26 protein-coding genes are annotated in these 23,204 nt (G+C 50.4%); 12 read left to right on the top strand and 14 right to left on the bottom strand.

Annotated features, from left to right (window positions below; all coding sequences use genetic code 11):
* Window positions 1-19 precede the first annotated feature (19 nt).
* Entirely contained in the window at window positions 20-1,132 is a 1,113-nt protein-coding gene (locus tag HVY19_RS09980; RefSeq protein WP_181684142.1) for a DUF2235 domain-containing protein, read from the top strand.
* A gap of 51 nt (window positions 1,133-1,183) precedes the next feature.
* On the opposite strand, the gene HVY19_RS09975 is transcribed toward HVY19_RS09980, so the two are convergent.
* Window positions 1,184-2,515 carry a glycoside hydrolase family 10 protein gene (locus HVY19_RS09975; RefSeq protein ID WP_181684141.1) on the bottom strand — a complete coding sequence of 444 codons (1,332 nt, stop codon included), beginning with the start codon at window positions 2,513-2,515 and terminating at the stop codon, window positions 1,184-1,186.
* Window positions 2,516-2,807: 292 nt separating this feature from the next.
* Window positions 2,808-3,407, bottom strand: coding sequence for a TetR/AcrR family transcriptional regulator (locus tag HVY19_RS09970; protein WP_181684140.1), 600 nt, complete (start codon window positions 3,405-3,407; stop codon window positions 2,808-2,810).
* Between the two features lie 140 nt (window positions 3,408-3,547).
* On the opposite strand from HVY19_RS09970, the gene HVY19_RS09965 reads away from it, so the two are divergent.
* Window positions 3,548-3,946 (top strand): RidA family protein, encoded by a 399-nt coding sequence (locus HVY19_RS09965; protein WP_181684139.1) that lies wholly within the window; start codon window positions 3,548-3,550, stop codon window positions 3,944-3,946.
* A gap of 56 nt (window positions 3,947-4,002) precedes the next feature.
* On the opposite strand, the gene HVY19_RS09960 is transcribed toward HVY19_RS09965, so the two are convergent.
* Complete coding sequence (locus tag HVY19_RS09960) at window positions 4,003-4,368, bottom strand: hypothetical protein (RefSeq protein WP_181684138.1); 366 nt, start codon at window positions 4,366-4,368, stop codon at window positions 4,003-4,005.
* A 134-nt stretch (window positions 4,369-4,502) separates the two neighbouring features.
* Here HVY19_RS09960 and tam point away from each other — a divergent pair, with 134 nt between their 5' ends.
* Window positions 4,503-5,261, top strand: a complete 759-nt coding sequence (tam, locus tag HVY19_RS09955; RefSeq protein ID WP_181684137.1) for a trans-aconitate 2-methyltransferase — start codon at window positions 4,503-4,505, stop codon at window positions 5,259-5,261.
* Between the two features lie 77 nt (window positions 5,262-5,338).
* Here the strand turns inward: tam and HVY19_RS09950 are convergent, their stop codons facing one another.
* The 7 genes from HVY19_RS09950 to sad all read right to left on the bottom strand — a co-directional run bounded on the left by HVY19_RS09950 (window position 5,339) and on the right by sad (window position 13,013).
* A complete protein-coding gene (locus HVY19_RS09950) occupies window positions 5,339-6,253 on the bottom strand; it encodes a bestrophin family protein (RefSeq protein WP_181684136.1) in 915 nt (304 codons plus the stop codon).
* Between the two features lie 227 nt (window positions 6,254-6,480).
* The gene (locus tag HVY19_RS09945) at window positions 6,481-7,932 is read right to left on the bottom strand and encodes a tagaturonate reductase (RefSeq protein ID WP_181684135.1); all 1,452 of its coding nucleotides are present in this window, start codon (window positions 7,930-7,932) and stop codon (window positions 6,481-6,483) included.
* A 105-nt stretch (window positions 7,933-8,037) separates the two neighbouring features.
* Complete coding sequence (locus tag HVY19_RS09940; RefSeq protein ID WP_181684134.1) at window positions 8,038-8,565, bottom strand: GNAT family N-acetyltransferase; 528 nt, start codon at window positions 8,563-8,565, stop codon at window positions 8,038-8,040.
* Window positions 8,566-8,655: 90 nt separating this feature from the next.
* On the bottom strand, window positions 8,656-10,092 hold the full coding sequence (locus HVY19_RS09935; RefSeq protein ID WP_181684133.1) for a GGDEF domain-containing protein: 1,437 nt from the start codon (window positions 10,090-10,092) through the stop codon (window positions 8,656-8,658).
* A gap of 183 nt (window positions 10,093-10,275) precedes the next feature.
* Window positions 10,276-10,638 (bottom strand): DUF4186 domain-containing protein, encoded by a 363-nt coding sequence (locus tag HVY19_RS09930; RefSeq protein ID WP_181684132.1) that lies wholly within the window; start codon window positions 10,636-10,638, stop codon window positions 10,276-10,278.
* Window positions 10,638-11,558: a glutaminase B gene (gene glsB, locus HVY19_RS09925; RefSeq protein ID WP_181684131.1), complete on the bottom strand. Its 921-nt coding sequence runs from the start codon at window positions 11,556-11,558 to the stop codon at window positions 10,638-10,640. The genes HVY19_RS09930 and glsB overlap by 1 nt, the downstream gene beginning before the upstream one ends.
* Window positions 11,559-11,624: 66 nt before the next feature.
* A complete protein-coding gene (sad, locus tag HVY19_RS09920; protein WP_181684130.1) occupies window positions 11,625-13,013 on the bottom strand; it encodes a succinate-semialdehyde dehydrogenase in 1,389 nt (462 codons plus the stop codon).
* 99 nt (window positions 13,014-13,112) lie between these two features.
* On the opposite strand from sad, the gene HVY19_RS09915 reads away from it, so the two are divergent.
* On the top strand, window positions 13,113-13,991 hold the full coding sequence (locus HVY19_RS09915; protein ID WP_181684129.1) for a LysR family transcriptional regulator: 879 nt from the start codon (window positions 13,113-13,115) through the stop codon (window positions 13,989-13,991).
* 125 nt (window positions 13,992-14,116) lie between these two features.
* Window positions 14,117-15,313 (top strand): sugar transporter, encoded by a 1,197-nt coding sequence (locus tag HVY19_RS09910; RefSeq protein WP_181684128.1) that lies wholly within the window; start codon window positions 14,117-14,119, stop codon window positions 15,311-15,313.
* A 46-nt stretch (window positions 15,314-15,359) separates the two neighbouring features.
* On the opposite strand, the gene HVY19_RS09905 is transcribed toward HVY19_RS09910, so the two are convergent.
* The gene (locus tag HVY19_RS09905) at window positions 15,360-16,025 is read right to left on the bottom strand and encodes a MarC family NAAT transporter (protein ID WP_181684127.1); all 666 of its coding nucleotides are present in this window, start codon (window positions 16,023-16,025) and stop codon (window positions 15,360-15,362) included.
* Window positions 16,026-16,284: 259 nt separating this feature from the next.
* On the opposite strand from HVY19_RS09905, the gene marR reads away from it, so the two are divergent.
* Genes marR through marB form a run of 3 tightly spaced genes read left to right on the top strand, consistent with a single transcriptional unit; the run spans window position 16,285 to window position 17,371 of the window.
* A complete protein-coding gene (gene marR / locus HVY19_RS09900) occupies window positions 16,285-16,719 on the top strand; it encodes a multiple antibiotic resistance transcriptional regulator MarR (RefSeq protein WP_181684126.1) in 435 nt (144 codons plus the stop codon).
* Between the two features lie 19 nt (window positions 16,720-16,738).
* On the top strand, window positions 16,739-17,119 hold the full coding sequence (gene marA / locus HVY19_RS09895) for an MDR efflux pump AcrAB transcriptional activator MarA (protein ID WP_181684255.1): 381 nt from the start codon (window positions 16,739-16,741) through the stop codon (window positions 17,117-17,119).
* Window positions 17,120-17,152: 33 nt separating this feature from the next.
* Window positions 17,153-17,371, top strand: coding sequence for a multiple antibiotic resistance protein MarB (gene marB, locus HVY19_RS09890; RefSeq protein WP_181684125.1), 219 nt, complete (start codon window positions 17,153-17,155; stop codon window positions 17,369-17,371).
* Between the two features lie 26 nt (window positions 17,372-17,397).
* On the opposite strand, the gene eamA is transcribed toward marB, so the two are convergent.
* Complete coding sequence (gene eamA / locus HVY19_RS09885; protein WP_181684124.1) at window positions 17,398-18,309, bottom strand: O-acetylserine/cysteine exporter; 912 nt, start codon at window positions 18,307-18,309, stop codon at window positions 17,398-17,400.
* Window positions 18,310-18,510: 201 nt separating this feature from the next.
* Between eamA and ydeE the strand changes: the two genes are divergently transcribed.
* The gene (gene ydeE, locus HVY19_RS09880) at window positions 18,511-19,698 is read left to right on the top strand and encodes an efflux MFS transporter YdeE (RefSeq protein ID WP_181684123.1); all 1,188 of its coding nucleotides are present in this window, start codon (window positions 18,511-18,513) and stop codon (window positions 19,696-19,698) included.
* A 184-nt stretch (window positions 19,699-19,882) separates the two neighbouring features.
* Here ydeE and HVY19_RS09875 read toward each other — a convergent pair whose 3' ends face one another.
* Together HVY19_RS09875 and HVY19_RS09870 are read right to left on the bottom strand one after the other, a co-directional pair.
* Window positions 19,883-21,046: a serine hydrolase domain-containing protein gene (locus HVY19_RS09875; RefSeq protein ID WP_181684122.1), complete on the bottom strand. Its 1,164-nt coding sequence runs from the start codon at window positions 21,044-21,046 to the stop codon at window positions 19,883-19,885.
* A 131-nt stretch (window positions 21,047-21,177) separates the two neighbouring features.
* Window positions 21,178-21,570: a YdeI family stress tolerance OB fold protein gene (locus tag HVY19_RS09870; RefSeq protein ID WP_181684121.1), complete on the bottom strand. Its 393-nt coding sequence runs from the start codon at window positions 21,568-21,570 to the stop codon at window positions 21,178-21,180.
* 135 nt (window positions 21,571-21,705) lie between these two features.
* On the opposite strand from HVY19_RS09870, the gene HVY19_RS09865 reads away from it, so the two are divergent.
* Genes HVY19_RS09865 through HVY19_RS09855 form a run of 3 tightly spaced genes read left to right on the top strand, consistent with a single transcriptional unit; the run spans window position 21,706 to window position 23,201 of the window.
* Window positions 21,706-22,218, top strand: a complete 513-nt coding sequence (locus HVY19_RS09865; protein ID WP_181684120.1) for a hypothetical protein — start codon at window positions 21,706-21,708, stop codon at window positions 22,216-22,218.
* Between the two features lie 9 nt (window positions 22,219-22,227).
* Window positions 22,228-22,677: a YetF domain-containing protein gene (locus HVY19_RS09860; protein ID WP_181684119.1), complete on the top strand. Its 450-nt coding sequence runs from the start codon at window positions 22,228-22,230 to the stop codon at window positions 22,675-22,677.
* Between the two features lie 2 nt (window positions 22,678-22,679).
* Window positions 22,680-23,201 carry a 2-oxo-tetronate isomerase gene (locus HVY19_RS09855; RefSeq protein WP_181684118.1) on the top strand — a complete coding sequence of 174 codons (522 nt, stop codon included), beginning with the start codon at window positions 22,680-22,682 and terminating at the stop codon, window positions 23,199-23,201.
* Window positions 23,202-23,204 lie beyond the last annotated feature (3 nt).

The following is a 23,204-nucleotide window of genomic DNA, read 5'->3' as shown; positions in this document are numbered from 1 at the left end:
GGAGACAATGGAGGCAAGTATGGGACGGCAGCTGGTGGTCTTTCTGGATGGAACTGCGAACCGGTTTAGTCATAAACCAACAAACGTGATCAGGCTGCTGCGTTCCCTGCCAGCAAACGATGCTGACGTGCTTGCCTGGTACGATCAAGGGGTAGGGACCTTTGGTTTAAAAGAGACACTGTTTGAATGGCAAAAAGTTCCCCCGCGCATCTGTGGCCTGGCGTTTGGCTGGGGGTTAAAACGTAATGTTGAAGGCGCATACCGTTTTATCGCTGAGAATTATCAGGACGGGGATCGGATCTTTATTTTTGGCTTTTCCCGGGGGGCCTATGCGGCGAGAACGCTCGCGGCAATCATCCACGCCGCTGGTCTCGTCGAAAGGTATCAGACACATCTGTTCGAATACGCCTGGACAATGCTGCTTGCCAGGGAAGATAAGAATGATTCGCCGGATTTCAAATTACAGGCCCGGTTTAAATCCACCTTTGGCCGCCGTATCAAGATTCATTTTCTTGGCCTGTTCGATACCGTGAAATCCGTGGGCTGGATCTACGATCCGGTGATTATTCCTTATACCGCAAACAATCCCTCAGTAGATATCGTCCGCCACGCAGTGTCTATTGATGAGCGGCGCTGCTTTTTCCGGCAACATTTATGGCATGTCGCCTCCAGTGCCAAAACCGACTGCAAAGAGGTCTGGTTTGCTGGTGTACATTCTGATGTTGGCGGCGGATATCTACCACAAGAGTCACACCTCGCACTGATAACCTTTCGCTGGATGTTGGGAGAGGCCCGACAAGCTGGATTAAAACTCGATGTCAGCCGGGCGAAAAAAGAGCTATCGGTAGCCACACAGGGAGAGGCCTGCGTCCATGACTCAATGTCATCCGCATGGAAGATTGCCGAGTGGATGCCCAGACTGGTCTGGTCCGGACAGGGGAAGACGCGTGAGCTGAAAATTGGTGCGATGCCGCCTTTGGGTTCAGCGGCCTTGCGCTCCATGACCGGCGAGATCAATGTCCATGATTCCGTGCTGAAACTGATGCGCGACAATATCCATTACCGCCCGGCGAATTTGCCTCAGCAATATTCGATAGTTGGCGATGACGTTGAGATATCAGGCTTACTCTAAATTTGTCGACTGAATGTGAAGGGCGATTATGATGCCCTTCACGTGACACTGTCACTTAGACCAGCGGTTACGCAGATAACTGACGGCCTGCTGAGCCTGTGGCTGATTAAGATTATCTTCACGGAATAGAATAGTGCCGTGTATCTGCGGCACGGTGTCGTTCAGATCGAGCTGCTTTTTCAGTTCAGGCACGCCGCCATTGACGGCCCAGTCTGGTTCTTTGCGCGACGGTTCACCCACCTTATATAACGCCACGCCGATATAGAGTCGCGTGTTGGTGGGTTTCACGACATCTGCCCACCATTTCGCCAGAACATCATAGCGGGCGGCATCGCGCGCGAACGGCCAGTATAACTGTGGGGCGATGTAATCCAGCAAACCTTGCTGAACCCAACGCCGGGTATCAGCGTAGGATTCATCATAAGCCGCAGCGCCACGCGTGTCGGAACCTGCGGGATCGTGAGAACGATTACGCCAGACGCCCGCCGGGCTGACGCCAAATTCGACATCGGGGTTAATCTGTTTAATGGTTCGCGACACTTGTTCAATTAACTGCTGCGTATTATGTCGACGCCAGTCGGCTTTGGAGTTGAAACCCTGACCGTATTGCCTGAATGTCTGACTGTCGTTTAAGGGGGAACCCGGTGACTCGGCATAGAAATAATCGTCAAACTGCACACCATCCACCGGATAGCGTTTTACCACTTCAGCGACAATGCTGGTTATCCAGTCTCGTGCTTCAGGAATACCAGGGTCGAGGACATAGCGGTCGCCGGCTGTGCGGATCCAGTCACGGTGGAGAACAAAAACGCTGGCGGGTTGCTGGGAAACCGTTCTGTTAAGTTCCGCAACGGTCGATGATTTTGTATTCACCGACACGCGGTAAGGGTTGAACCAGGCATGGACGCGAATACCACGCTTATGTGCCTCATCGAGCATAAATTGCAGCGGATCGTAGCCGGGATTTTCGCCAATTTCACCGGTGAGCATATCGGACCAGGGCAGAATAGAAGAGGGCCAAAGGGCGGTACCGTCAGGCTTCACCTGGAAGAAAACAGTATTGATACCAAGGGCCTGCAAATTATCGAGCTTATCGGTTAATGCCTTTTTCTGCATTGCGACACGGGCCGTTGGGTTACTGACGTTGATGCTATTGACCGGCGGCCAGTCGAGACGAGATACGGTTGCCAACCAGACGCCGCGAACCGGTTCATTGAGCGTTTTCGCTTTGGCAGGCGATGCGGATGGCGTAGCAGAAGGCGGCGTGACCAGTGAAACGGGCGGTTTGGACGTACAACTTGCCAGAAAGACCGTTGCTGCAACCAGCATACCGATTTTGCTAGCCGTCTGAGAAAAGGGAATACGAAAAGCGCCGATATCCATATATGCCTGTTTCCGGTAATCACGAAAGAAAAATTATTTTGGTCTTATTCAATATTATGTCAAGCCGTAGACCACCAACACGTATAACTTAAGCCGGCATGGCAGTTGGTGCAGGAACGACAAAAGGATAGAGTAGTGGGAAGTGGACGTGCCAAGGACTGCGTAGTGAGTCCATTTATCCCATTTAACATAATATACATTATGCGCACTAACATAGAATCAGGCCGAATCCGCCGTTTTGTGGGCATCATTGCCTGGTCGTTGTTTGCTTCTCAAAGCTCTTTCTTCTTTATTAAGCCGCGTGTACCTCGAGTATGCCACTTACTAACATGGTGAAAACCTGAATCGCTTTTGGTAATGCCTGCTGCGGATCTTCGCTGGCAGCAACCCATTGTGCGGCATTCAGTGCGGCGCCATTTAACAGCCAGGCGGTGGCATCTACGTCTACCGGTTTGATTAACTTGCGTTCAATCAGATCCGTAATGCTTTCGCGAGTGGCGTTCAGGCAATTATTCTGGCTCGGCCATTTTGTCGGATCCCCAAGAAAAGCCGGACCATCAAGTAAAACGATACGGCGGACTTCTTCATCCAGCGCCATCTTGATATAGGCAATCCCTTCTGCCAGCAACTTTTGCTGGTCATCACCGGTATCTGCCGCTGCACTTTTGGCGCTTTGCGCCATTTCAGAATCAATCTGGGTAACCACAGCGGCAAGCAATCCCTTTTTATCCCCAAAATTATGGTACAAGGCCCCACGCGTCAGGCCGACGCTGGCAGTCAAATCATCCATCGATGCTGCTGCAAACCCTTTTTCGGCGAAGGCTTTTCGTGCGGCCGCAATCAGTTTTGTGCGGGTCTCTTCCATCGTTTCGGCGCGACGTTTGGCAGCCATGTGAACTCCTTGCAATATACGGCACGTATGTTATTTGACATACACGGCGTATGTGTGATTTAGTTTACATACGCCGCGTATATTAATTCATTTATTTATGCCGCGCATCCTCTGTCGCTCATCCAAAGAAAGGATCCGTTATGAACCAACCGAAACCTGTTTTCCCTGCAAATCGCCACGCTCTCTATGAGCAGCATGGGTATTCTGCAGCGATCCGCTCTGGTGATTTACTGTTTGTTTCCGGACAAGTGGGTAGCCGTGAAGACGGTACACCTGAGCCCGACTTTGCAACGCAGGTAGCGCTTGCCTTTGATAATCTTAAGGCCACACTTACCGCTGCAGGCTGTACCTTTGACGATCTCATCGATGTCACAACCTTTCATACCGATCCGGAGAATCAATTTCCAACCATTATGCAGGTTAAACAAACCATTTTCCCGAAGCCCCCGTATCCGAACTGGACTGCCGTGGGCGTTAACTGGCTTGCGGGCTTCGATTTTGAGATAAAGGTTATCGCCCGAATTCCTGAACACAAGTAATAGAAACGTCGCACACAGATATCAGAAGAACCGGTATCTGTGTGTAGCGTAACGACTTACCATGCCTCAGGCTCTCTCAGCATATGCACAATGTTGCAGGGGTTCATGATCCAACCACCTTTAAAACCCGCAGGTAAATGTTCGATGGCATCGCAACGAACGACACCCTTTTCTTCCGTGTATTTCTCGGCCTGTCTGAAATCGGTCGTAAATAACTCGAGCCATATCTCCGCCTGGCTCAATCCCGGAGCTTCATCTATCCAGAGTCTATTCGGACCTAATACAAAGCCGATGGCTGGCATCTTGTCGGTTATTTCTGGTAAGCCAATCGTATGGCGATAAAAATCAACAGTTTGTTGCATCTGGTGCGGCGGTACTTTCATCGCTATGTCGATACCACCCTTGATTTCAACTTGATTCATTAGGGTTCCCCCTTCAATACGCGACGTTAGGCTCATAATTATAGTTTATGCCTTCCTCTGCGTTTGGCACGAAAAGGAAACGCCACGGTCTACACTTACTGTACCTGGCCTTTTTACCATCAGGGGAATGAATAATGTCAGACTGGAACCCGGCGCTGTATTTACAATATGAAGTTGAACGTACACGACCCGCCAAAGAGTTACTGGCCCGTGTTCAGCAGGAAAACCCCGCATCGGTGGTCGATTTAGGATGCGGTCCCGGCAACAGTACGGCACTGCTTTACCAGCGCTGGCCACATGCGCATATTACTGGTGTGGATACCTCTCCAGGCATGTTAAATGAAGCGCGAAGCCTGCTTCCCACATGTCATTTCGTTGAAGCCGATATTCGTCAGTTTAAACCCGCCACGCCCGTCGATGTGGTTTACGCCAATGCCTCGCTGCAGTGGATCACGAATCACTATGAACTGTTCCCCCAACTCGTATCGTTACTAAAGGAAAACGGAATTTTGGCCGTTCAAATGCCGGACAATGTGCTTGAGCCCTCTCATGTTTTGATGCGTGAAGTGGCCTACGAACAAGACTATCCGGATCGTGCCCGAGCCTCCCTTCCTGGTGTTCACGCGTATTACGATATTTTGAGTGATGTCGGTTGCGAAGTTGATATCTGGCGCACGACGTATTATCACAAAATGCAGTCACATCAAGCTATTATAGACTGGGTCAGCGCGACAGGATTACGACCATGGTTGCAAGATCTGAACGAAAGCGAACAAATACGCTACCTCGAGCGCTATCATCAATTGTTACAAGAACAATATCCGTTGCAAGAAGATGGGCAGATATTACTGGCGTTTCCCCGACTTTTTATTGTTGCCAGACTGAATTCATGATGACTGGAAAATTTGAAATAAGTTAATTCTCACAACTTATTGACACATGGCACTTGTCGTTCATTAACTGGCAAGTTTTATGTCAATTGATAGTGCTTATCAGGCATCAGCTTGGCAGGAACGACGGTTTCATTGTTCATCTGCAGTAAATCAATTTCGATCGCGTTGCAGATAGCATCTAGCGGCAAGTCGTTATTCTCCATACCAAACGGATCTTCCAGTTCTTCCGCTAAGGTATCGAGGGAAATAAAGGTATAGGAGATCAAGACGGAGATAAACGGCGTCATATAGTGCAAATCGACTACCAGAGCAAAAGGCAGCATGATGCAGAATAAATAGACCGTGCGATGCAGAATTAGCGTATATGCGAAAGGTACCGGCGTATTGGCGATCCGCTCGCACCCTGCCAGAACCGCCGACATATCATTCAACCGATTATTCAGGCTATGAAATAAAATGTCCGAGAGTTGGCCATCACGACGACGCTGGGCCAGCCACTCCCCCATCAGTAGCAGAATGCGGTTTGCCGGTGAGTGAGAGGCAAAAACCTGCTGTAAGTCTTCAGCGCTGAGATACTTAGCCAACGGTGCCGCCTGAGTCTGGCGACGTAATGTCATGCGTAAGCAGTGGGCAAACGCAATCTGTAGTCTGACAAAATGCCCCATCTCGCCATCCTCAGGTAAGGTTGTTTTCACTTCCCGCAGGAGTGAACGAGAGGCAATCATCAGTTGTCCCCACAGTTTACGCGCCTCAACGTAGCGCGAATAACAGGCGTTGTTACGAAAACCTAAGAAGATCGCTATCGCGACGCCGAGTATGCTGAAAGGCGCGAGAGTAAATTTGATACCCAGCATCGTATACCAGGGCAACATGATGATAACAGCGATGGAAAGTAAGAAATTCAACAGCAGACGTGATGATATTTTTGCTAATACTGAGCCATGCCAGACAAATATCAATCGTAACCAGTGTTGTTGAGGGCGGACAATCATATCAATGTTCAGATAAAGGGGATGAACAGGTGATTAAACGTGATCTACATCAAGTTTTCAAGTGGCAAATAGGTGACACTGTCACGTGGTTAAAGAACTTAATGCCATCCCTTCCCTGGAGACTATCGTTCCAATGCACTGTAGCTGAGTAGTGTTTTTTTAAGATCTTTTGTATGTTGTAACTAATAGATGCTTTAACAAAACCCGGCCTTAGCCGGGTCTTTGAATCAGCATAAAGGCTTAACGGCCTCACGCATCCCTTTATGTACAATGGCATCAAGATCGGCCGTCACCTGTTCTACCAGACCCGGAACCTGCGTTAAATCCTGTTCCCAGTGGTCATTCACAGACAGAATGGCCTCAACCAATGCGCGGGTGTCGATCAGACTATCGCTGTGTTGGCCCCATAACTGCTGGAAGCGCGTAAGCCAATCCGCATCATCCTGCACCGGATAAGCCTTGCCCTCACGCTCTCCGCGATAAAACGCGATCAGCGCAGCTAAGGCAAATGTCAAACGTGCTGGAAGTTTACCACTCGCCTTCTGTCCCGCCAGAAGTTGCGGAAGAATGCGGGTCCGAAACTTCGTCATCCCATTTAACGCGATCGATAACAGTTGATGCTTTATGTACGGGTTACGAAAGCGTCCTGTTACTGCACTGGCGAAAGATTCCAGTTCATCACGCGGCAAATCAAGTACCGGGATAATTTCCTGATAGATCGCGTTTTCGACAAATGCACATATTTCTGCGTCATTCATCGCCTCGCCTACCGTGTCCAGTCCTGCAAGGAATGCAACAGGCACGAGCGCAGTATGGGCTCCGTTCAGAATGGCGACCTTACGTTCTTTGTATGGTTTAATATCGTCAACGATGATCACGTTCAGCGGGAATTTATCGAGACGCAGCTCTGTGGCCAACGACTTTGGTCCCTGAATAACAAAGAGATAGAAGTGTTCCGCCGTATCGAGGAAAGCATCGTGATAGCCCAGCTCGGCTTCAAGTTGCACAACTTCATCGCGAGGGTATCCCGTCACAATGCGGTCGACCAGCGTGGAGCAAAAGGCGTTAGCCTGATCCAGCCAACGGAAAAACTCTGCCGGCAGTGCCCATTCCTGAGCATACCTCAACACCAGTTCGCGCAAAGCATCACCGTTGTAATCAATCAGTTCGCACGGAATGATGATCCAGCCTTTATCCAGAGCGCCATTAAAATAGCTATAGCGTTCAAACAGCAGACGCGTCAGTTTTGCCGGATAGCTCACAGCCGGCGCATCATCGAATTTATCACCCGCGTGATAGCTAATGCCTGCTTCGGTAGTATTCGACAACACAAAACGCATGTCAGGATTGTGCGCCAGTCTCAGAAACTCTGCATAATCCTGATAAACGCTAATTTCGCGATTTACTGAGCGGATTAAGCGCGCGTCGCTAACGGCTTCACCCTGCTCATTTAAGCCACGGATAATGGTAGTATAAAGCCCATCCTGAATGCTGAGTGACGGTGGAAAATCGCTGTTGATAGGCCGAACAATGACCACCCCGGCATTCAGGTCGGTATGTTCATTCAGCAGATCCACTTGCCAGTCAACAAAGGCGCGGAGAAAGTTACCTTCACCAAACTGAATGATACGCTCAGGATAGTGGGCACCGGGAAAATCGCGACGGTTTAGTGTTTTCACAATGGGTTCCCTTTCGATTAGTCATACAACCTGATTAAATTGGTACGACAGGTTAGCAAAACATTTCGCAGCGGAACCCTGTTTTGATCAAATCTTATCGACAAATCAGAGGGATTTATAAAATATTGTCGTTCCCGTCAGCCTCCCATCAGGCATTAACGCATAGTCCGGAATCATACCCGCCTTGTGCCAGTCATAAGAGTGGTAGAACAACTCGGCTTCGCTGCCTGTCGATGTATCCAGCACCAGTTGTGTTTTCTGTTGCTGCTTTGCATACGTTTCCAGAACGGACATAAGCTGCCGCGCCAACCCTTGCCGTCTGGCAGAGGAGTGAATGAGCAGTTTTGCGACATCGGCACGATGGGGCTGGTTTTCAGGTTGCTGAAGGAGAAGTTGAACGGTACCGACGATGGTCCCCTCTGAATTTTCAATTGCGAGGACAAGGCGTTCTTCTTTTTTCACACTTAGCTCGACATTGTTCCAGAAGGCTCGCGCTTTGGTAAAATCAAACGGCAGTATAAAACCGACGGATGCGCCGCGATTTACGCAATCGACTAAAACCTCGCTAAGTTCGTCAATTCTGGCAGAAATGGTTTCAGCATCCAGTACATAACAGGGGCAATAAGAGGTCATGGTTTCTCCTTATTCATCCCCTTCACCATGGACGCCGTCTTATTGCTTCGCAAGCCTCATCGTCATAGGTTATTTTTATGTATGAACACGTTACGCCATATCGCTTCGGGAAAAAGTGACAGGGTCACCCCGTCGCGCACTGGTGCGGTTGCGCCCTTCATTTTTAGACCGATATAAACATTCGTCCGCTTCGACCATCAGTTGATTGAAGAGATCGGTCAACGCATTCGCAGCGACATGGCCATTTCCCAGCCCGATGCTTACCGTCATGTATATTTCCTGCTGTTGCCATTTGAACGGGTGGAGCGCGACGGCTTTACGAATGCTTTCCGCCAGCTGCATGCCCTCTTCTGGACTATCGGACGGAATTAAGACAACGAACTCCTCGCCACCCATGCGAGCCACCAGCCCGGTATCACCGACAATCATCTGAAGACGTTTTGCAAATACGCTCAGCATCTGATCGCCGCACTCATGTCCATAGTTGTCATTAATACTTTTGAAAAAATCGATATCCAGCAGAATGACCGAGATGTGCTGTGAGCGGGAATATTCTTGTCTTTTCAACGCCTCATATAACCCGGAGCGAGAATAAACCTGTGTGAGAAAGTCAAAATCCGCACGTAACGCGACCTGCTTCATCAGTGAGTGAATTGCGGCGACGCTCATTGATACCATAATTGGGCAGATCGCCATCGTGGCAATCCCTAGCCTTGCAGAAAACATCTGCGGGACCGATAACGGTGAGGCAACGGAAATGTTGATAATTGAATTGGCCACCAGCACGATTTCCATAGCGCCAGTGACAAACGTCAGCAAACAGGTCACCTGCGGCGTGTAGCGTACTGCGCACCAGATAAGTGCAGGTAACGGAAACGCCAGACTGCCCGCACCGCCGATATACACGGAGGCCAGCACCGAGATAATCAGCACCACAACCGGCATCATTTTTTCAAGTGTCAAGCGTTTAACGGCGCCGGGTATTCCAAGCGTAAGGATGCATGGCACGATCAAAACGCCGGTTGAAAATTGTTCTGTAAACCAGTCTGCAAACAGTGGCCAGAATGTCAGCCTGTCTATCCCCACCGATCCTATTGCCCCAATTAATGCGCAGGCCAATGCGGCAATAAGACAGTAATTAAATAAGCGCAACGCACTGACGGGCTCATATTTATTTTTGCCCAGGCGCTTATCACGTATCACCAGTTGAGCAGCGATAACAATAAACACCATATTGGAGAGATTAATGACCAGCGACACCCACCCCCATTCGGTGGTGAACGCGTCATACCCCAGCATGGTGACATAGCACACCGCATAGTAACGTAACTTATTGAGCCAGATATAGCGGGCAAAAACGCCAGCCATAACACCATTTAGCGGCCAAAAAAGGGACAACTCATGGACCAGACGCAGCTCCGCACCAATGAAATAGAACAGCGTCGTTAACGCAAAAATCGCGAAGGCATTACGCAGTGGATGTTCTTCCCGGAACAAACGGAAAGCATGAACGAAGTGTAGTTGCATTAAATATCGGTCCATATAATTGCCAAAGGCAATTATCTCTGCGTCATAATTCTATTCTTATGAGAATAGCATGGAATATTGCCAAAGATAGTCAGTGTTGCCGGCAATCCCATTTTCTTTTCTCGGCTATAGAAAAGAAATTAATAAACCACATCATTATTATGGTTATTTACAAACCGTTAATTATACGGCTTTATTCATTTGAATAACCAACCAGTGATGGATAACGGCCACAACATAATGCTGCTGTTCCGGACTCAATGCCTGCCCCTCTGGGATGTGATGCCATTTTGCCAGACACCCACGACAGCAGGTCGCAGTTGCATGTTGAGCTATAAAGACCGGATGGCCGCGCATCGGGGTTTGTTTGCCATCATTAGCAGGCCGCGCGGGTGCCAGTCGTTTGGCGACAAAATCCGCAGCGTGCTGATCGATCACCTGTGCACCTTTATCCCAACAATATTGTCGCTCCCTTGTTCCCAGGCGAAAGCGGGAGCGAAAGGTTGAACGCGACAGGCGGGTAAACAGCAGATCAAAATCATTCATCAGTAAACCGAGCGTCCCAACCGTTGTGTGAGTTGTTCAAGGGCTGCAATACCTGCCAGCGAATTACCAGTGGGATCCAGTTCAGGACTCCAGACAGCGATAGCCATCTCGTGAGGCACAATTGCCACAATACCGCCACCGACGCCCGACTTAGCCGGCAACCCCACCCGCCAGGCAAATTCGCCCGCATTCTGGTACATGCCGCTGGTCGCCATCAACGCATTGATTTGCCTTGCCTGCATGGGGGTGACCACGGGCTCATCGAGATGGAACGCCTTCCCCTGATTGGCGAGGAAAACAAACGTACGTGCCAGCTCCACGCAGTTCATTCTCAGTGCGCAGTAGTGAAAGTAGTTTTGCAGTACCGTAGGAACATCATGATGAAAATTGCCGAACGATTTCATCAGCCAGGCAATTGCCGCATTTCGGGCGGAATGTTCAAATTCAGAACGCGCCACGACCGTATCGTACGCGATATCAGGAACACCGCTCAGCGCCCTGACCACCTCGAGCATACGCTGACGAGGCGCACTGAGTCGTCCCTGCAGCATATCGCAGATCACCAGTGCCCCGGCGTTAATAAAGGGATTGCGTGGGATCCCCTGCTCCATTTCCAGCTGAACCAACGAATTAAACGCCGAACCGGAAGGATCCTTACCCACGCGCTGCCAGATCTCTTGCCCGGAATAATGGCGCATCGCCACCACCAGACTAAGGACTTTAGAAATAGACTGAATGGAAAAGCGTTCTGTGGCATCCCCTGCCTGCCATAACTGCCCATCAACGGTACAAATCGCCATGCCGAGCTTTGCCCCATCGACAGAGGCAAGCGCGGGGATGTAATCCGCCACTTTCCCCTGACCGATCAGCGGGCGAACCTCATTCAGAATGCTGTCTAAAATTGAATTGTCGAGAGCCATTAGTCCATCATGCTCCTTGCCTGCAGGGTAAAAAGGCGTGCAAGTATAGCAGAGCTGAATCCCGTTTTAGATGCGATTCTTCCACACCGTCTGCACATTGCAGAACTCATGGAGTCCAAAGTGTGACAGTTCACGACCGAAGCCACTCTTTTTCACGCCGCCAAAGGCCACGCGCGCGTCGCTGGCGCTAAATCCATTAATAAACACACCACCGCACTCCAGGCGTTCCGCCATTTTCTGAGCAAGCGCTTCATTCGCCGTAAACAGACTGGCCGAAAGGCCGAAGTCACTGTCGTTCGCCAGTTCCAGCGCATGTTCGGCATCCTTCGCCACCGTGATGGTCGCCACGGGACCAAATAACTCCTCACGAAAGGCCGTCATTTCTGGCGTGACGTTTGCGAGCACGGTTACCGGATAATAGTTCCCATCACCGGCAATCTTCTCACCACCCGCTATTAACTCTGCGCCTTCAGCGATCGTGGACTGAACCTGCTGATGAAGTTCGTCACGCAGGTCGAATCGCGCCATCGGCCCGAGATCGCTCTCTTCCAGAAGAGGATCGCCGATCTTCAGCGCCAGCGCTGCCGCAACAAAGCGTTCGGTAAATGCCTTTGCGATCCCCTCTTCCACAATAAAGCGTTTTGCCGCCGCACAAACCTGCCCGGTGTTCTGATAACGACCCGCTACTGCCGCTTTCACCGCGAGGTCGAGATCGGCATCGTTGAGCACAATAAACGGGTCGGAGCCGCCAAGTTCCAGAACGCATTTTTTCAGTGCGGCACCGGCCTGTGCGCCGATTGCCGCACCTGCACGAACGCTGCCAGTTACAGTGACAGCTGCAATACGCCGATCGTTTATCAGTGTGCTGACGCCTGTATTATCCGCATTTATCCAACCGTAGACGCCCTCGGGGATTTCCGCATCATTAAAGATCTGCGCAATTAACTGCGCACACGCGGTCACGTTAGGTGCGTGTTTAAGGACATAGCCATTACCGGCTAACAGAACAGGCACAGCACCGCGCAACACCTGCCAGAGCGGAAAATTCCACGGCATAACCGCCAGTATTGTTCCCAATGGACGATACTCAATCACCGCCTGCTGGTTCTCGACCCGCGTCGGCTCGGCATTCAGCATCTGGGGTCCGTGCTGCGCATACCAGTCACAAAGCGCAGCCGATTTTGCCACTTCGGCGCGTGACTGTTTAATCGGTTTCCCCATCTCACGCGTAATGCACAGAGCCATCTCTTCCTTACGGGCGCGTAACGCCTGACCGAGGTCGCGTAGCTTTTGAGCGCGCCAGGCAACCGTGGTCTGCTTCCACTGCGCATAACCTGTGGCGGCCTGTTGCAGACACTGTTCAATTTCGTGCGCGGTGGCCCAGGAAAGTGACGAAATGACGTGCCCATTAGCGGGGTTGATGGACATAGCCTGTGCGGCAGGTGAAATAGGCATAGTGGCTCTCCGTTATGATCTCTTTTGTCATCATGGCCGCATTTACTCTTTGCTAAAAATGAATAATATTAACCAGGTTGTTCACAAAACGAGAAAACTATGGATCTGACACAACTGGAGATGTTCAACGCGGTTGCAGAAACGGGCAGTATTACTCAGGCAGCAGCCAGGGTTCACCGCGTTCCTTCAAATCTGACCACCCGTATTCGCCAGCTTGAGGCCGATCTTGGTGTCGATCTGTTTATTCGCGAGAATCAGCGCCTGCGCCTCTCACCTGCCGGACATAATTTTCTGCGCTACAGCCAGCAGATTCTGGCACTTGTGGATGAAGCGAGAATGGTCGTGGCCGGCGATGAGCCCAAGGGTTTATTCTCACTCGGCGCGCTGGAGAGCACCGCTGCCGTGCGTATTCCTGCCACCCTTGCAGACTATAACCAGCGCTATCCGAAGATTCAGTTCTCGCTGGCTACCGGGCCGTCCGGGCGAATGCTTGAGGGGGTGCTGGAAGGACACCTTAATGCTGCCTTCGTTGATGGCCCCATTACTCACCCAGGGCTTGAGGGCATTACGGTCTATCAGGAAGAGATGATGGTTGTGACTCCGCAAGGACATGCCGCGGTTAACTGCGCCAGCGATGTTAATGGCTGTTCGATTTACGCCTTTCGCGCTAACTGTTCTTACCGCCGCCATTTTGAACGCTGGTTCCATGCGGATCGGGCGATGCCCGGCACGATTCACGAGATGGAGTCGTACCACGGAATGCTGGCGTGCGTCATCGCCGGAGCCGGTATTGCGCTGATGCCACGTTCCATGCTGGAAAGTATGCCCGGACATCATCAGGTCGACGCCTGGCCGTTGGCGGAAGCGTGGCGCTGGCTGGATACCTGGCTGGTGTGGCGTCGCGGAGCGATGACGCGGCAACTGGAGGCATTTATTGCGTTGCTGAAGGAACATACGTCATCTGGAATATCGTCATAACTCTCGCAGGCGAGCTGGCTCACCGCAATAAAATGAGACGCTCGTCACAAAATAATTGTCTTTTCGCCAGTAAACGTTCTAAGATCGCTCTCTCACCTTCTTCGTCACACACCTGATTCATTCTTATGACAATTAATACGGTTTCCCGTAAAGTCGCCTGGCTACGGGTCGTCACGCTGGCCATCGCGGCGTTTATCTTCAATACCACGGAATTCGTCCCTGTAGGGTTGCTGTCAGATATCGCACAAAGTTTTGATATGCAGACCGCACAGGTTGGGATCATGCTGACGATCTACGCCTGGGTTGTCGCGCTGATGTCTCTACCGTTTATGCTGCTGACCAGCCAGGTCGAGAGGCGCAAACTGCTGATCTGCCTGTTTGTGGTGTTTATCGCCAGCCATGTGCTCTCTTTCCTGGCATGGAACTTCACCGTTTTGGTTGTGAGCCGTATTGGTATTGCTTTCGCTCATGCGATTTTCTGGTCGATTACCGCTTCACTGGCGATTCGCCTGGCTCCGGCGGGAAAACGTGCGCAGGCGTTAAGTTTGATCGCCACAGGGACAGCGCTGGCAATGGTATTAGGCTTACCCATCGGGCGCATTGTAGGTCAGTATTTTGGCTGGCGAACCACCTTCTTCGCCATTGGTATGGGCGCGTTATTGACCCTTGTCTGCCTGATCAAGCTGTTGCCTGCACTGCCAAGTGAACACTCCGGTTCGTTGAAAAGCCTGCCGCTGCTGTTTCGCCGTCCGGCACTGATGAGTCTCTATGTATTGACAGTGGTCGTCGTCACCGCACATTACACGGCTTACAGCTATATTGAGCCGTTTGTACAAACCGTCGCCGGGCTCAGTGCCAGCTTCGCGACCCTACTACTGTTGGTGCTTGGCGGAGCGGGAATCGTCGGCAGCATTGTCTTTGGTAAATTAGGGAATCAGCATGCCTCTGCGCTGATTACCACCGCAATTGGCCTGCTGGTGATCTGTTTGTTCTTGCTGCTGCCTGCCGCAACCCGCGAGTTACATCTCGCGATACTAAGCATCTTCTGGGGTATTGCCATCATGGTGATAGGCTTAGGCATGCAGGTGAAAGTACTGGCACTGGCACCCGACGCCACTGACGTCGCAATGGCACTCTTCTCAGGTATTTTTAATATCGGTATCGGCGCCGGAGCACTGGTGGGGAATCAGGTGAGTTTACACTGGTCAATGTCCAGTATTGGGTATGTTGGGGCAATTCCGGCAGTTGCCGCACTGCTCTGGTCAGTGATTATCTTTCGAAAATGGCCTGTCTCTCTGGAAGAGCAGCCGCAGCATTCGTGATGAGTCCAGTCCGGCCGGAGGCTCTCCCCCGTCCGGACTCTGACGTTTAATGATAGGTTTTAATAATTTCCAGCACGCCGTTAATAATAAACTGCACGCCCATACACACCAGCAGAAAGCCCATCAGTCGCGAAATAGCTTCGATCCCGTCTTTGCCGACCAGACGCATGATCGCGCCGGAGCTACGCAGACATCCCCATAAAATTACCCCAACGAGGGCAAAAATAAGCGGCGGCGCGACGGTGATCACCCAGTCCGGAAACGTTGAACCATGGCGGACGGTCGACGCGGAACTGATGATCATGGCGATGGTACCCGGCCCGGCAGTGCTTGGCATTGCCAGCGGCACGAAGGCGATATTGGCGTCCGACTTATCTTCCCTGTCTTCACCCTGTTTTTCAGCCGCTGAGGATTCATGACCTTTAGGCTGTGGAAAAAGCATCCGAAAACCAATAAACGCAACAATCAATCCACCAGCAATACGCAAACCGGGAATAGAAATGCCGAAGGTATTCATGACCAGCTGCCCGGCATAGTAAGCCACCATCATTATGGCAAAGACATATATCGATGCCATCAACGACTGGCGGTTACGCTCCGCAGCCCCCATATTCCCTGCCAGCCCCAGAAATAACGCAACCGTCGTTAACGGGTTTGCCAGAGGCAGAATAACGACCAGCCCCAGTCCTATCGCTTTAAACAACTCAATCATGACGGCATATGTTCCTGTTTTGCCCATTTGTTAGCGGCAAGTATAAGTGGAAATGCATGAAGTAAGCTATTTTGACGCTGTAAGGATTCGTTAGTGCCTCGATATATAATCTGTAATTATCATTAAGTTAATTCAGTGTGTTCTCTTTCAGACCTGAAGCGGTTTAGCAATTTGTGTGATCGGGAAATCCATTCATTTGACTTATACTTGCCTGGGCAATATTATCAGCAGCAATTAAATACTTGCCAGGGCAACCATCGTGAAAAGCACCAGTGACTTATTCAATGAAATCATCCCGCTGGGGCGCTTGATCTACATGGTTAATCAAAAGAAAGATCGTCTACTCAACGACTACCTTTCGCCGCTGGATATCACCGCCTCGCAGTTTAAGGTGCTCTGCTCTATCCGTTGTGCGGGTTGCATTACCCCGGTCGAGTTGAAAAAAGTGTTGTCTGTCGATCTTGGCGCATTAACGCGCATGCTTGACCGCCTGGTCTGTAAAGGCTGGATTGACCGACTCCCGAACCCTAGTGACAAACGCGGCGTGCTCATAAAGTTGACTGAACACGGCGCCGACATTTGTCAGCAATGTCATCAATTAGTAGGACAAGACCTGCACCAGGAATTAACAAAAAACTTAACGGCAGACGAAGTGGTTACGCTTGAGCTTTTGCTGAAGAAAGTACTGCCGTAAAACAAGATGAGGTATGACGATGTCCAGACGCAATACTGACGCTATCACTATTCATAGCATTTTGGACTGGATCGAAGATAACCTGGAATCGCCGCTCTCGCTGGAAAAAGTGTCAGAGCGTTCAGGTTACTCCAAGTGGCACCTGCAACGGATGTTTAAAAAAGAAACCGGTCATTCATTAGGCCAGTATATCCGTAGTCGTAAAATGACCGAAATAGCGCAGAAATTACGCGAGAGTAATGAGCCGATTTTATATCTGGCAGAGCGTTATGGTTTTGAGTCGCAGCAAACATTAACCCGGACATTCAAAAACTATTTCGATGTTCCACCGCATAAGTACCGTATTACCAATATGCATGGCGAGTCCCGGTATTTGCACCCGCTGAACCACTGTAATTAATTTGCGCCTGTATACGACGTAATCGAGGAAATCATGAAACTTTTGTCTTCCACAATGCTGGCACTGCTGCTTGTCATTTCAGGCCAGAGCGTTGCGGAACAGAACCGGCAGCCCTTCAGCGAAAGTAATCGCGACGCGATGATTATCCGGACCGCTCAGGAACAATCACCGCACGATTTCAATCATATGGGAGCCGGAAGCGACAAGTCCGACGAATTAGGCGTGCCGTATTACAATGGGCATCGCCTGTAATGAAATTTATCCCTGCCCGATCGCGCTTAGGTCGGGTGACGGTTACGTCTGACCCGACCTACACGTAAACGCAAACCGAACACGTTGATATACAGCCCCGCCATAATCAGCAGCGCGCCGAACAGTTGCAGTGCTGACAGCGTCTCACCCAGCAGTATCGCAGCACTGGCTAACCCCACCACCGGCACCAGCAGCGAAAGCGGTGCCACGCGCCAGGTTTCGTAACGTCCCAGCAACGTCCCCCAGATGCCGTATCCGATGATGGTTGCCACAAATGCCAGATACACCAACGACAGAATGGTAGTCAGGTCTATTGTAATAAGACTGTGCACAATCTGCGCGTAGCCATCAAGAATCAACGACGCCACGAAGAACGGAATGACAGGAATCAGCGCACTCCATACCACCAGCGACATTACCGCCGGTTGCGTTGAATGCTGCATGATTTTTTTATTGAAGATATTGCCGCACGCCCAGCTAAACGCAGCCGCAAGCGTCAGTAGAAAACCGAGCATCGCGACATGCTGACCGTTCAGGCTGGCTTCAATAAGAACCAACACGCCGACGATAGCAAGCGCGATCCCGGCAAACTGTTTCCCCTGCAGCCGCTCCCCGAAGGTAAAGGCACCCAGCACGATCGTAAAAAAGGCCTGCGCCTGAAGCACCAGCGATGCCAGACCGGCTGGCATACCAAATTTTATGGCGCAAAAGAGAAAGGCAAACTGCCCGAAACTGATGGTCAGCCCGTAACCGAGGAGCAGCGAGAGCGGAACTTTAGGCCGTGCGACGAAGAAAATTGCCGGAAAAGCGACCAGCAGAAAGCGTAACCCTGCCAGCATGAGCGGCGGCATGTTATGCAATCCCACCTTGATGACTACGAAGTTCAGTCCCCAAACCACCACTACCAGTAACGCCAACAGCCCATCTTTACGCGTCATACAACGCTCCGCGAATATTAAATTTTTGTTAACAAGTTAAACTAACTTAAATTACCGCAACTTAACAGATCCTCAATTCTGGTAGCCTCGCTAAGGGCATTTTCCGACAACTTATTCGTTGTACATCACATTTTTGCCGTGCTATTTCTTTAATCCACATATCTAAAAAAAATATAACGAAACGCACTATCAGGCATATAAATGAACATCACACTGAGACGCTCCACCCTTGCCTTACTCGCTTCATCCTTGTTACTGACGATAGGTCGTGGGGCTACGCTGCCCTTTATGACCATCTATCTTAATCGCCAGTACCATCTGAGCGTGGATCTGATCGGCTATGCAATGACAATCGCCCTGACCATCGGCGTGGTGTTTAGTCTCGGCTTCGGTATTCTGGCCGACAGGTTCGACAAAAAGCGCTATATGATTTTGGCCATTACTGCGTTTGCCCTCGGCTTTATCGCCATTCCGCTGGTAGATAGCGTCGTAGTGGTGGTTCTTCTGTTTGCCTTGATCAACTGTGCCTACTCCGTTTTCGCCACCGTACTGAAAGCCTGGTTTGCCGATAATCTCTCCCCTGGCGCAAAGGCGCGCATTTTCTCGCTTAACTATACGGTGCTGAACATCGGCTGGACCGTTGGACCACCGCTCGGTACTTTGCTGGTGATGCAAAGCATTAACTTGCCCTTCTGGCTTGCCGCTTTCTGCTCTGCACTACCGCTGGTGTTTATTCAGACGTGGGTGACCCGTTCTGTCGCGATCAGCGAGACGGAAAACGCCGTTGCCTGGTCACCTGGCGTGTTGCTAAACGATAAAGCCTTACTCTGGTTTACGTTATCGGCCTTTCTCGCCTCCTTTGTCGGCGGGGCTTTTGCCTCCTGTATCTCTCAATACGTCATGGTCGTGGCTGATGGCAATTTTGCTGAAAAAGTAGTGGCCGTTGTACTGCCGGTAAACGCCATTGTTGTTGTGGGTCTGCAATACGCGGTGGGACGCCGGTTAACACCCGGGAATATCCGCCCGCTGATGACGTTTGGCACGGTCTGTTTTGTCATTGGACTGGTCGGTTTTATGTTCTCTGGCAACAGTCTGCTACTGTGGGGAGCCTCAGCAGCGGTGTTCACCCTTGGGGAAGTGATTTATGCACCAGGGGAATATATGCTCATCGATAACATTGCTCCGCCCGGTATGAAAGCCAGCTATTTCTCCGCGCAGTCGTTGGGCTGGCTGGGCGCAGCGGTCAACCCGCTAGCCAGCGGTGTTATCCTGACATCATTTCCCGCCTGGACCCTGTTTATGGTGCTGATTGTGGCCATTATCATCGCATGGGTGCTTATGCTGAAAGGAATGCGTGCCAGACCGTGGACACAGACGGCGCTGTGCTGAAGCGCGCTGTTTTTAAGGCAAAAAAAACCGCTGGATAACCAGCGGTAAATGCTTGCATGGATAGATTTTGTGTTTTGCATTATGCGCCATCCTGTCGTTCCAGACAGTGATAACGGATCGCCAGCACTCTACCATCCTCAGTCTCAATGAATGTTAAACGCTGCGGGATCTCTGAGGCGATAATTTACTGTTCTGCGAGTTTTCTCAAAATAGTATGACCGAGATAATTGCTCCAGTTGAAGCTATTTTGCAGTACAACAACCGCGTTCTGGTGCTGTTTATCAAAGCCGATGTAACTGGAATAACCGCCAATATATCCCACCTGGTAAGTAATGGTTTGAGTAGGATAAATATCACTCACCCAGGCGATATTTGCCGCCTCTTTTTGCCGGTAAAACCAGGTGCGCGACACATCAGCAAAGGCACGGTCAAGTTCCGCATTTCCCGCAGGGGCAATATGTGCCCGCAGGTAGGCTGCAAGGTCACGTGCGCTACTGTACAGACTTGCCGCACCCACCATATTGCGGCGGAACGTCCAGTCCGGCGTCAGTTCCCCACGCGTGATAAACTTCGGCTGATCGCCCGCGTGACCTAATGCGCGTTGAGGGTAATTTCTGAGATGCTCTGGGGTAAAGCTGCTGTTATTCATCGCCAGCGGTTGGAAGATCAGGCGCTGTGCCAGGGTCTGAATCGTCTCTCCTGTTCGGCGTTGCAGCATGTAGCCCAACAGCGAAAAGCCAATATTCGAATACTGTGGAACGCGCGCGCCGGGCGCAGTAAAGTCGGCGAGATAGTCCAGTACGCTATCTTCATCAAGCTGAGCGTAGAAATTTTCCCCGGTACTGAGATAACGCAGCAGGTTCTCCAGCGTCAGCAGATCCATCGGCTGTCGGGGTAGCCCCGAGGTATGGGTGACCAGTTGCAGCAGCGTGATTTTCCTGGCGTCAGCGCTTAGCGCCGTCCCCTGCGGCAGAAGAATTTCAAGCGTGTCAGACCAGTTGAGGATCCCTTGATTCACCAGTATCATCGCCACTTCTGCACTCACGCCTTTACTCAGTGAACCCAGAGCAAACAATGTATCCGGCGTGACACTGTAACGATTATGGTCATCAGTAATGCCGTAACAATGAAACTCTACTGGCCCATTGTGTTGGATGACAGCGACGATCATCCCACTGACTTTCTTTTCCTGCATATACTGCACAATCATGGGATTAATACCGCGCGCATAATACCCGACCACAGCCTGAGCCCTCTGCTCCGCAGGCATTTCAATTTGCGATAATGTACTGTTACACCCGGTGAGTAATATTAATGAGGAGATGAATATCGGCGTAATAATGTTCATGGGCCGAACATCACCTGGACGCTATTGGCGCCAACAGAGTGCTGCTGAACGAATATAATGACGGACAGTAAAGCAAACATGCGAAAAGACGAGCTCCAGAAAATGAAGCCCGTATTCTACATCAAGTTAATTTATTTTTGCAGGCGATTTACCCGCACGACCGGAGGTGTTGATTTTTTATCCAGGCTGCCGTTAATGCTGATCATTTGGTCGGGTTGTACTACACGATCGTCAAACACGGCCGCAGGAATAATCGTCTCTATCTGCCCGGATTTATCACGAAAGACATAGCGATCGTCGCTCTTATGCTGTATGAGATTTCCCCGTAACGACACCGTAGCGCCGTCATGCATCCCTTTTGCAAACTCCACGGTCATTTTTTTTGAATCCTCTACGCCCCTGTAGCCATCTTCAATAGCGTGAGGCGGAGGCGGCGCGGCATCGTTCTTGAGGCCTCCTTCCTGAGCTGCCAGCGTGTAAGGCATTATCAGAAACCCCGTCAGGACCATAATTTTACGATTCATACTCTCTCCTGATTGCGTTAGGTTTGACTAATTAAGCCTGGTTGCTATTTTTAAATCTGACAAATAACAATCGTGATACTTAACATATTTAAGAAAAATCAGACAGGTACAACCTTCATATAATTTGGTGAGCCTATGCAAGAGAAAATTAAAACGAAACGACAACTGCCGTTTATTGAAGAAAGTACCTTTGCGCTTAATTTTGAGGATAAATTCAGACGATTCGGGTTTACTGCGTTGATTTTAATTATTATTTCCGCCCTGGTAGGGTTTTTCTCCAGCGGCTATTTCAGTGCAAAGCATGACACTAATGGAAATAACGGCACACATATTGAATATGAAAAATTTGGGCGACTCATGAGTGATTTTACAATGACCGTCACGGCCTCGGAAAAGAACTCTACATCTTACACGCTGCAGCTGGGTGACGAGTTTTTGCAGGCCTTTCAGGTGGAGAATATCGTCCCACAACCGGACAAGATGTATAGCATGAACAATACGTTAGTCCTGCACTATGCGACTTCTCCCGCCTGGGGAGAATTATCCACGCAGCTATACCTCAAGCCCATTGTCCCGGGATATGTCCGGACGACAATATCTGTAAACAGCCAACCGGAAACGGCCATTTCTCAACTGATTTATCCCTAGGAGAATCGCATGGACATGGTGCTCAGAGCTGTGGCGATCTATCTGATCCTGCTCATTGTTTTTAAAATCGCTGGCCGGCGAACTTTGCTCCAGATGACCAGTTTTGATTTGATTCTCTTGCTTATTATTAGTGAAGCTACACAGCAGGCGTTGCTGGGTGAAGATTTCTCTGTCACCGGGGCTATGTTAACCATTATCACGCTGGTGGCAGTAGATATTATCTTCGGCTTTATTAAAAAGAAAATTCCCGGCGCAGAAAATATTATCGACGGCTCACCGGTAATTCTTGTGGATCATGGTATTGCCCACGAGAGTAAACTTCAAAAAGTGAGTGTCTCCTGCGATGATATCCTGCTTGCCGCGCGCCAGAATCACGGCATTCTGGAATTGAAAGAGATCAAATATGCCATACTGGAAAGAAATGGTCAGATTTCTATTATTCCTGAAGCGGAAAAATAATCATGCAAATATCTAAAAACAAAACCATCGAATTAAAAGAAACAGAAACCGTCGAACAGCTCACAAACCGGCTAGGTCGCTGGCTTGTCAACCATCATATGCGCCTGACCACAGCTGAATCCTGCACCGGGGGCAAACTGGCCTCTGCGCTTTGCGCAGCCGACGATACGCCTGAGTTCTATGGCGTCGGTTTTATCACCTTCACAGATGAAGCCAAACAGAGAATACTTGGCGTCGAGAAGAGCACTCTGGAGAAATATACCGCCGTCAGCGAAGCCGTAGTGCATGAAATGGCAAACGGTGCCCTGAAGAATGCCGATGTGGATATTTCTGTTGCGATAAGTGGTTACGGCGGGCCTGAAGGGGGTGAAGACGGTACCCCAGCGGGTACCGTCTGGTTTGCCTGGAATATACGGGGCAACTTTAGTACATCTGTACAACATTTCGACGGCGACTGCGATGCCGTCTTAAGCCAGTCTGTCCGTTTTGCACTGGCACAATTACTGTCGTTACTGGATGACTGAAGT

The sequence above is a fragment of the Citrobacter sp. RHB25-C09 genome (assembly GCF_013836145.1).
Classification (GTDB): Bacteria; Pseudomonadota; Gammaproteobacteria; order Enterobacterales; family Enterobacteriaceae; genus Citrobacter_A.
Note: the sequence above shows the minus strand (reverse complement) of the source record. Positions and strands in the feature narration are given on the sequence as shown.

What these genes read in the sequence shown, in the direction of transcription:
- HVY19_RS09980 (WP_181684142.1), top strand. Translation starts at nt 20, where the DNA reads ATGGGACGGCAGCTGGTGGTCTTTCTGGATGGAACTGCGAACCGGTTT.
- HVY19_RS09975 (WP_181684141.1), bottom strand. Translation starts at nt 2,515, where the DNA reads ATGGATATCGGCGCTTTTCGTATTCCCTTTTCTCAGACGGCTAGCAAA.
- HVY19_RS09970 (WP_181684140.1), bottom strand. Translation starts at nt 3,407, where the DNA reads ATGGCTGCCAAACGTCGCGCCGAAACGATGGAAGAGACCCGCACAAAA.
- HVY19_RS09965 (WP_181684139.1), top strand. Translation starts at nt 3,548, where the DNA reads ATGAACCAACCGAAACCTGTTTTCCCTGCAAATCGCCACGCTCTCTAT.
- HVY19_RS09960 (WP_181684138.1), bottom strand. Translation starts at nt 4,368, where the DNA reads ATGAATCAAGTTGAAATCAAGGGTGGTATCGACATAGCGATGAAAGTA.
- tam (WP_181684137.1), top strand. Translation starts at nt 4,503, where the DNA reads ATGTCAGACTGGAACCCGGCGCTGTATTTACAATATGAAGTTGAACGT.
- HVY19_RS09950 (WP_181684136.1), bottom strand. Translation starts at nt 6,253, where the DNA reads ATGATTGTCCGCCCTCAACAACACTGGTTACGATTGATATTTGTCTGG.
- HVY19_RS09940 (WP_181684134.1), bottom strand. Translation starts at nt 8,565, where the DNA reads ATGACCTCTTATTGCCCCTGTTATGTACTGGATGCTGAAACCATTTCT.
- HVY19_RS09935 (WP_181684133.1), bottom strand. Translation starts at nt 10,092, where the DNA reads ATGCAACTACACTTCGTTCATGCTTTCCGTTTGTTCCGGGAAGAACAT.
- HVY19_RS09930 (WP_181684132.1), bottom strand. Translation starts at nt 10,638, where the DNA reads ATGAATGATTTTGATCTGCTGTTTACCCGCCTGTCGCGTTCAACCTTT.
- glsB (WP_181684131.1), bottom strand. Translation starts at nt 11,558, where the DNA reads ATGGCTCTCGACAATTCAATTTTAGACAGCATTCTGAATGAGGTTCGC.
- sad (WP_181684130.1), bottom strand. Translation starts at nt 13,013, where the DNA reads ATGCCTATTTCACCTGCCGCACAGGCTATGTCCATCAACCCCGCTAAT.
- HVY19_RS09915 (WP_181684129.1), top strand. Translation starts at nt 13,113, where the DNA reads ATGGATCTGACACAACTGGAGATGTTCAACGCGGTTGCAGAAACGGGC.
- HVY19_RS09910 (WP_181684128.1), top strand. Translation starts at nt 14,117, where the DNA reads ATGACAATTAATACGGTTTCCCGTAAAGTCGCCTGGCTACGGGTCGTC.
- HVY19_RS09905 (WP_181684127.1), bottom strand. Translation starts at nt 16,025, where the DNA reads ATGATTGAGTTGTTTAAAGCGATAGGACTGGGGCTGGTCGTTATTCTG.
- marA (WP_181684255.1), top strand. Translation starts at nt 16,739, where the DNA reads ATGTCCAGACGCAATACTGACGCTATCACTATTCATAGCATTTTGGAC.
- marB (WP_181684125.1), top strand. Translation starts at nt 17,153, where the DNA reads ATGAAACTTTTGTCTTCCACAATGCTGGCACTGCTGCTTGTCATTTCA.
- eamA (WP_181684124.1), bottom strand. Translation starts at nt 18,309, where the DNA reads ATGACGCGTAAAGATGGGCTGTTGGCGTTACTGGTAGTGGTGGTTTGG.
- ydeE (WP_181684123.1), top strand. Translation starts at nt 18,511, where the DNA reads ATGAACATCACACTGAGACGCTCCACCCTTGCCTTACTCGCTTCATCC.
- HVY19_RS09875 (WP_181684122.1), bottom strand. Translation starts at nt 21,046, where the DNA reads ATGAACATTATTACGCCGATATTCATCTCCTCATTAATATTACTCACC.
- HVY19_RS09870 (WP_181684121.1), bottom strand. Translation starts at nt 21,570, where the DNA reads ATGAATCGTAAAATTATGGTCCTGACGGGGTTTCTGATAATGCCTTAC.
- HVY19_RS09865 (WP_181684120.1), top strand. Translation starts at nt 21,706, where the DNA reads ATGCAAGAGAAAATTAAAACGAAACGACAACTGCCGTTTATTGAAGAA.
- HVY19_RS09860 (WP_181684119.1), top strand. Translation starts at nt 22,228, where the DNA reads ATGGACATGGTGCTCAGAGCTGTGGCGATCTATCTGATCCTGCTCATT.
- HVY19_RS09855 (WP_181684118.1), top strand. Translation starts at nt 22,680, where the DNA reads ATGCAAATATCTAAAAACAAAACCATCGAATTAAAAGAAACAGAAACC.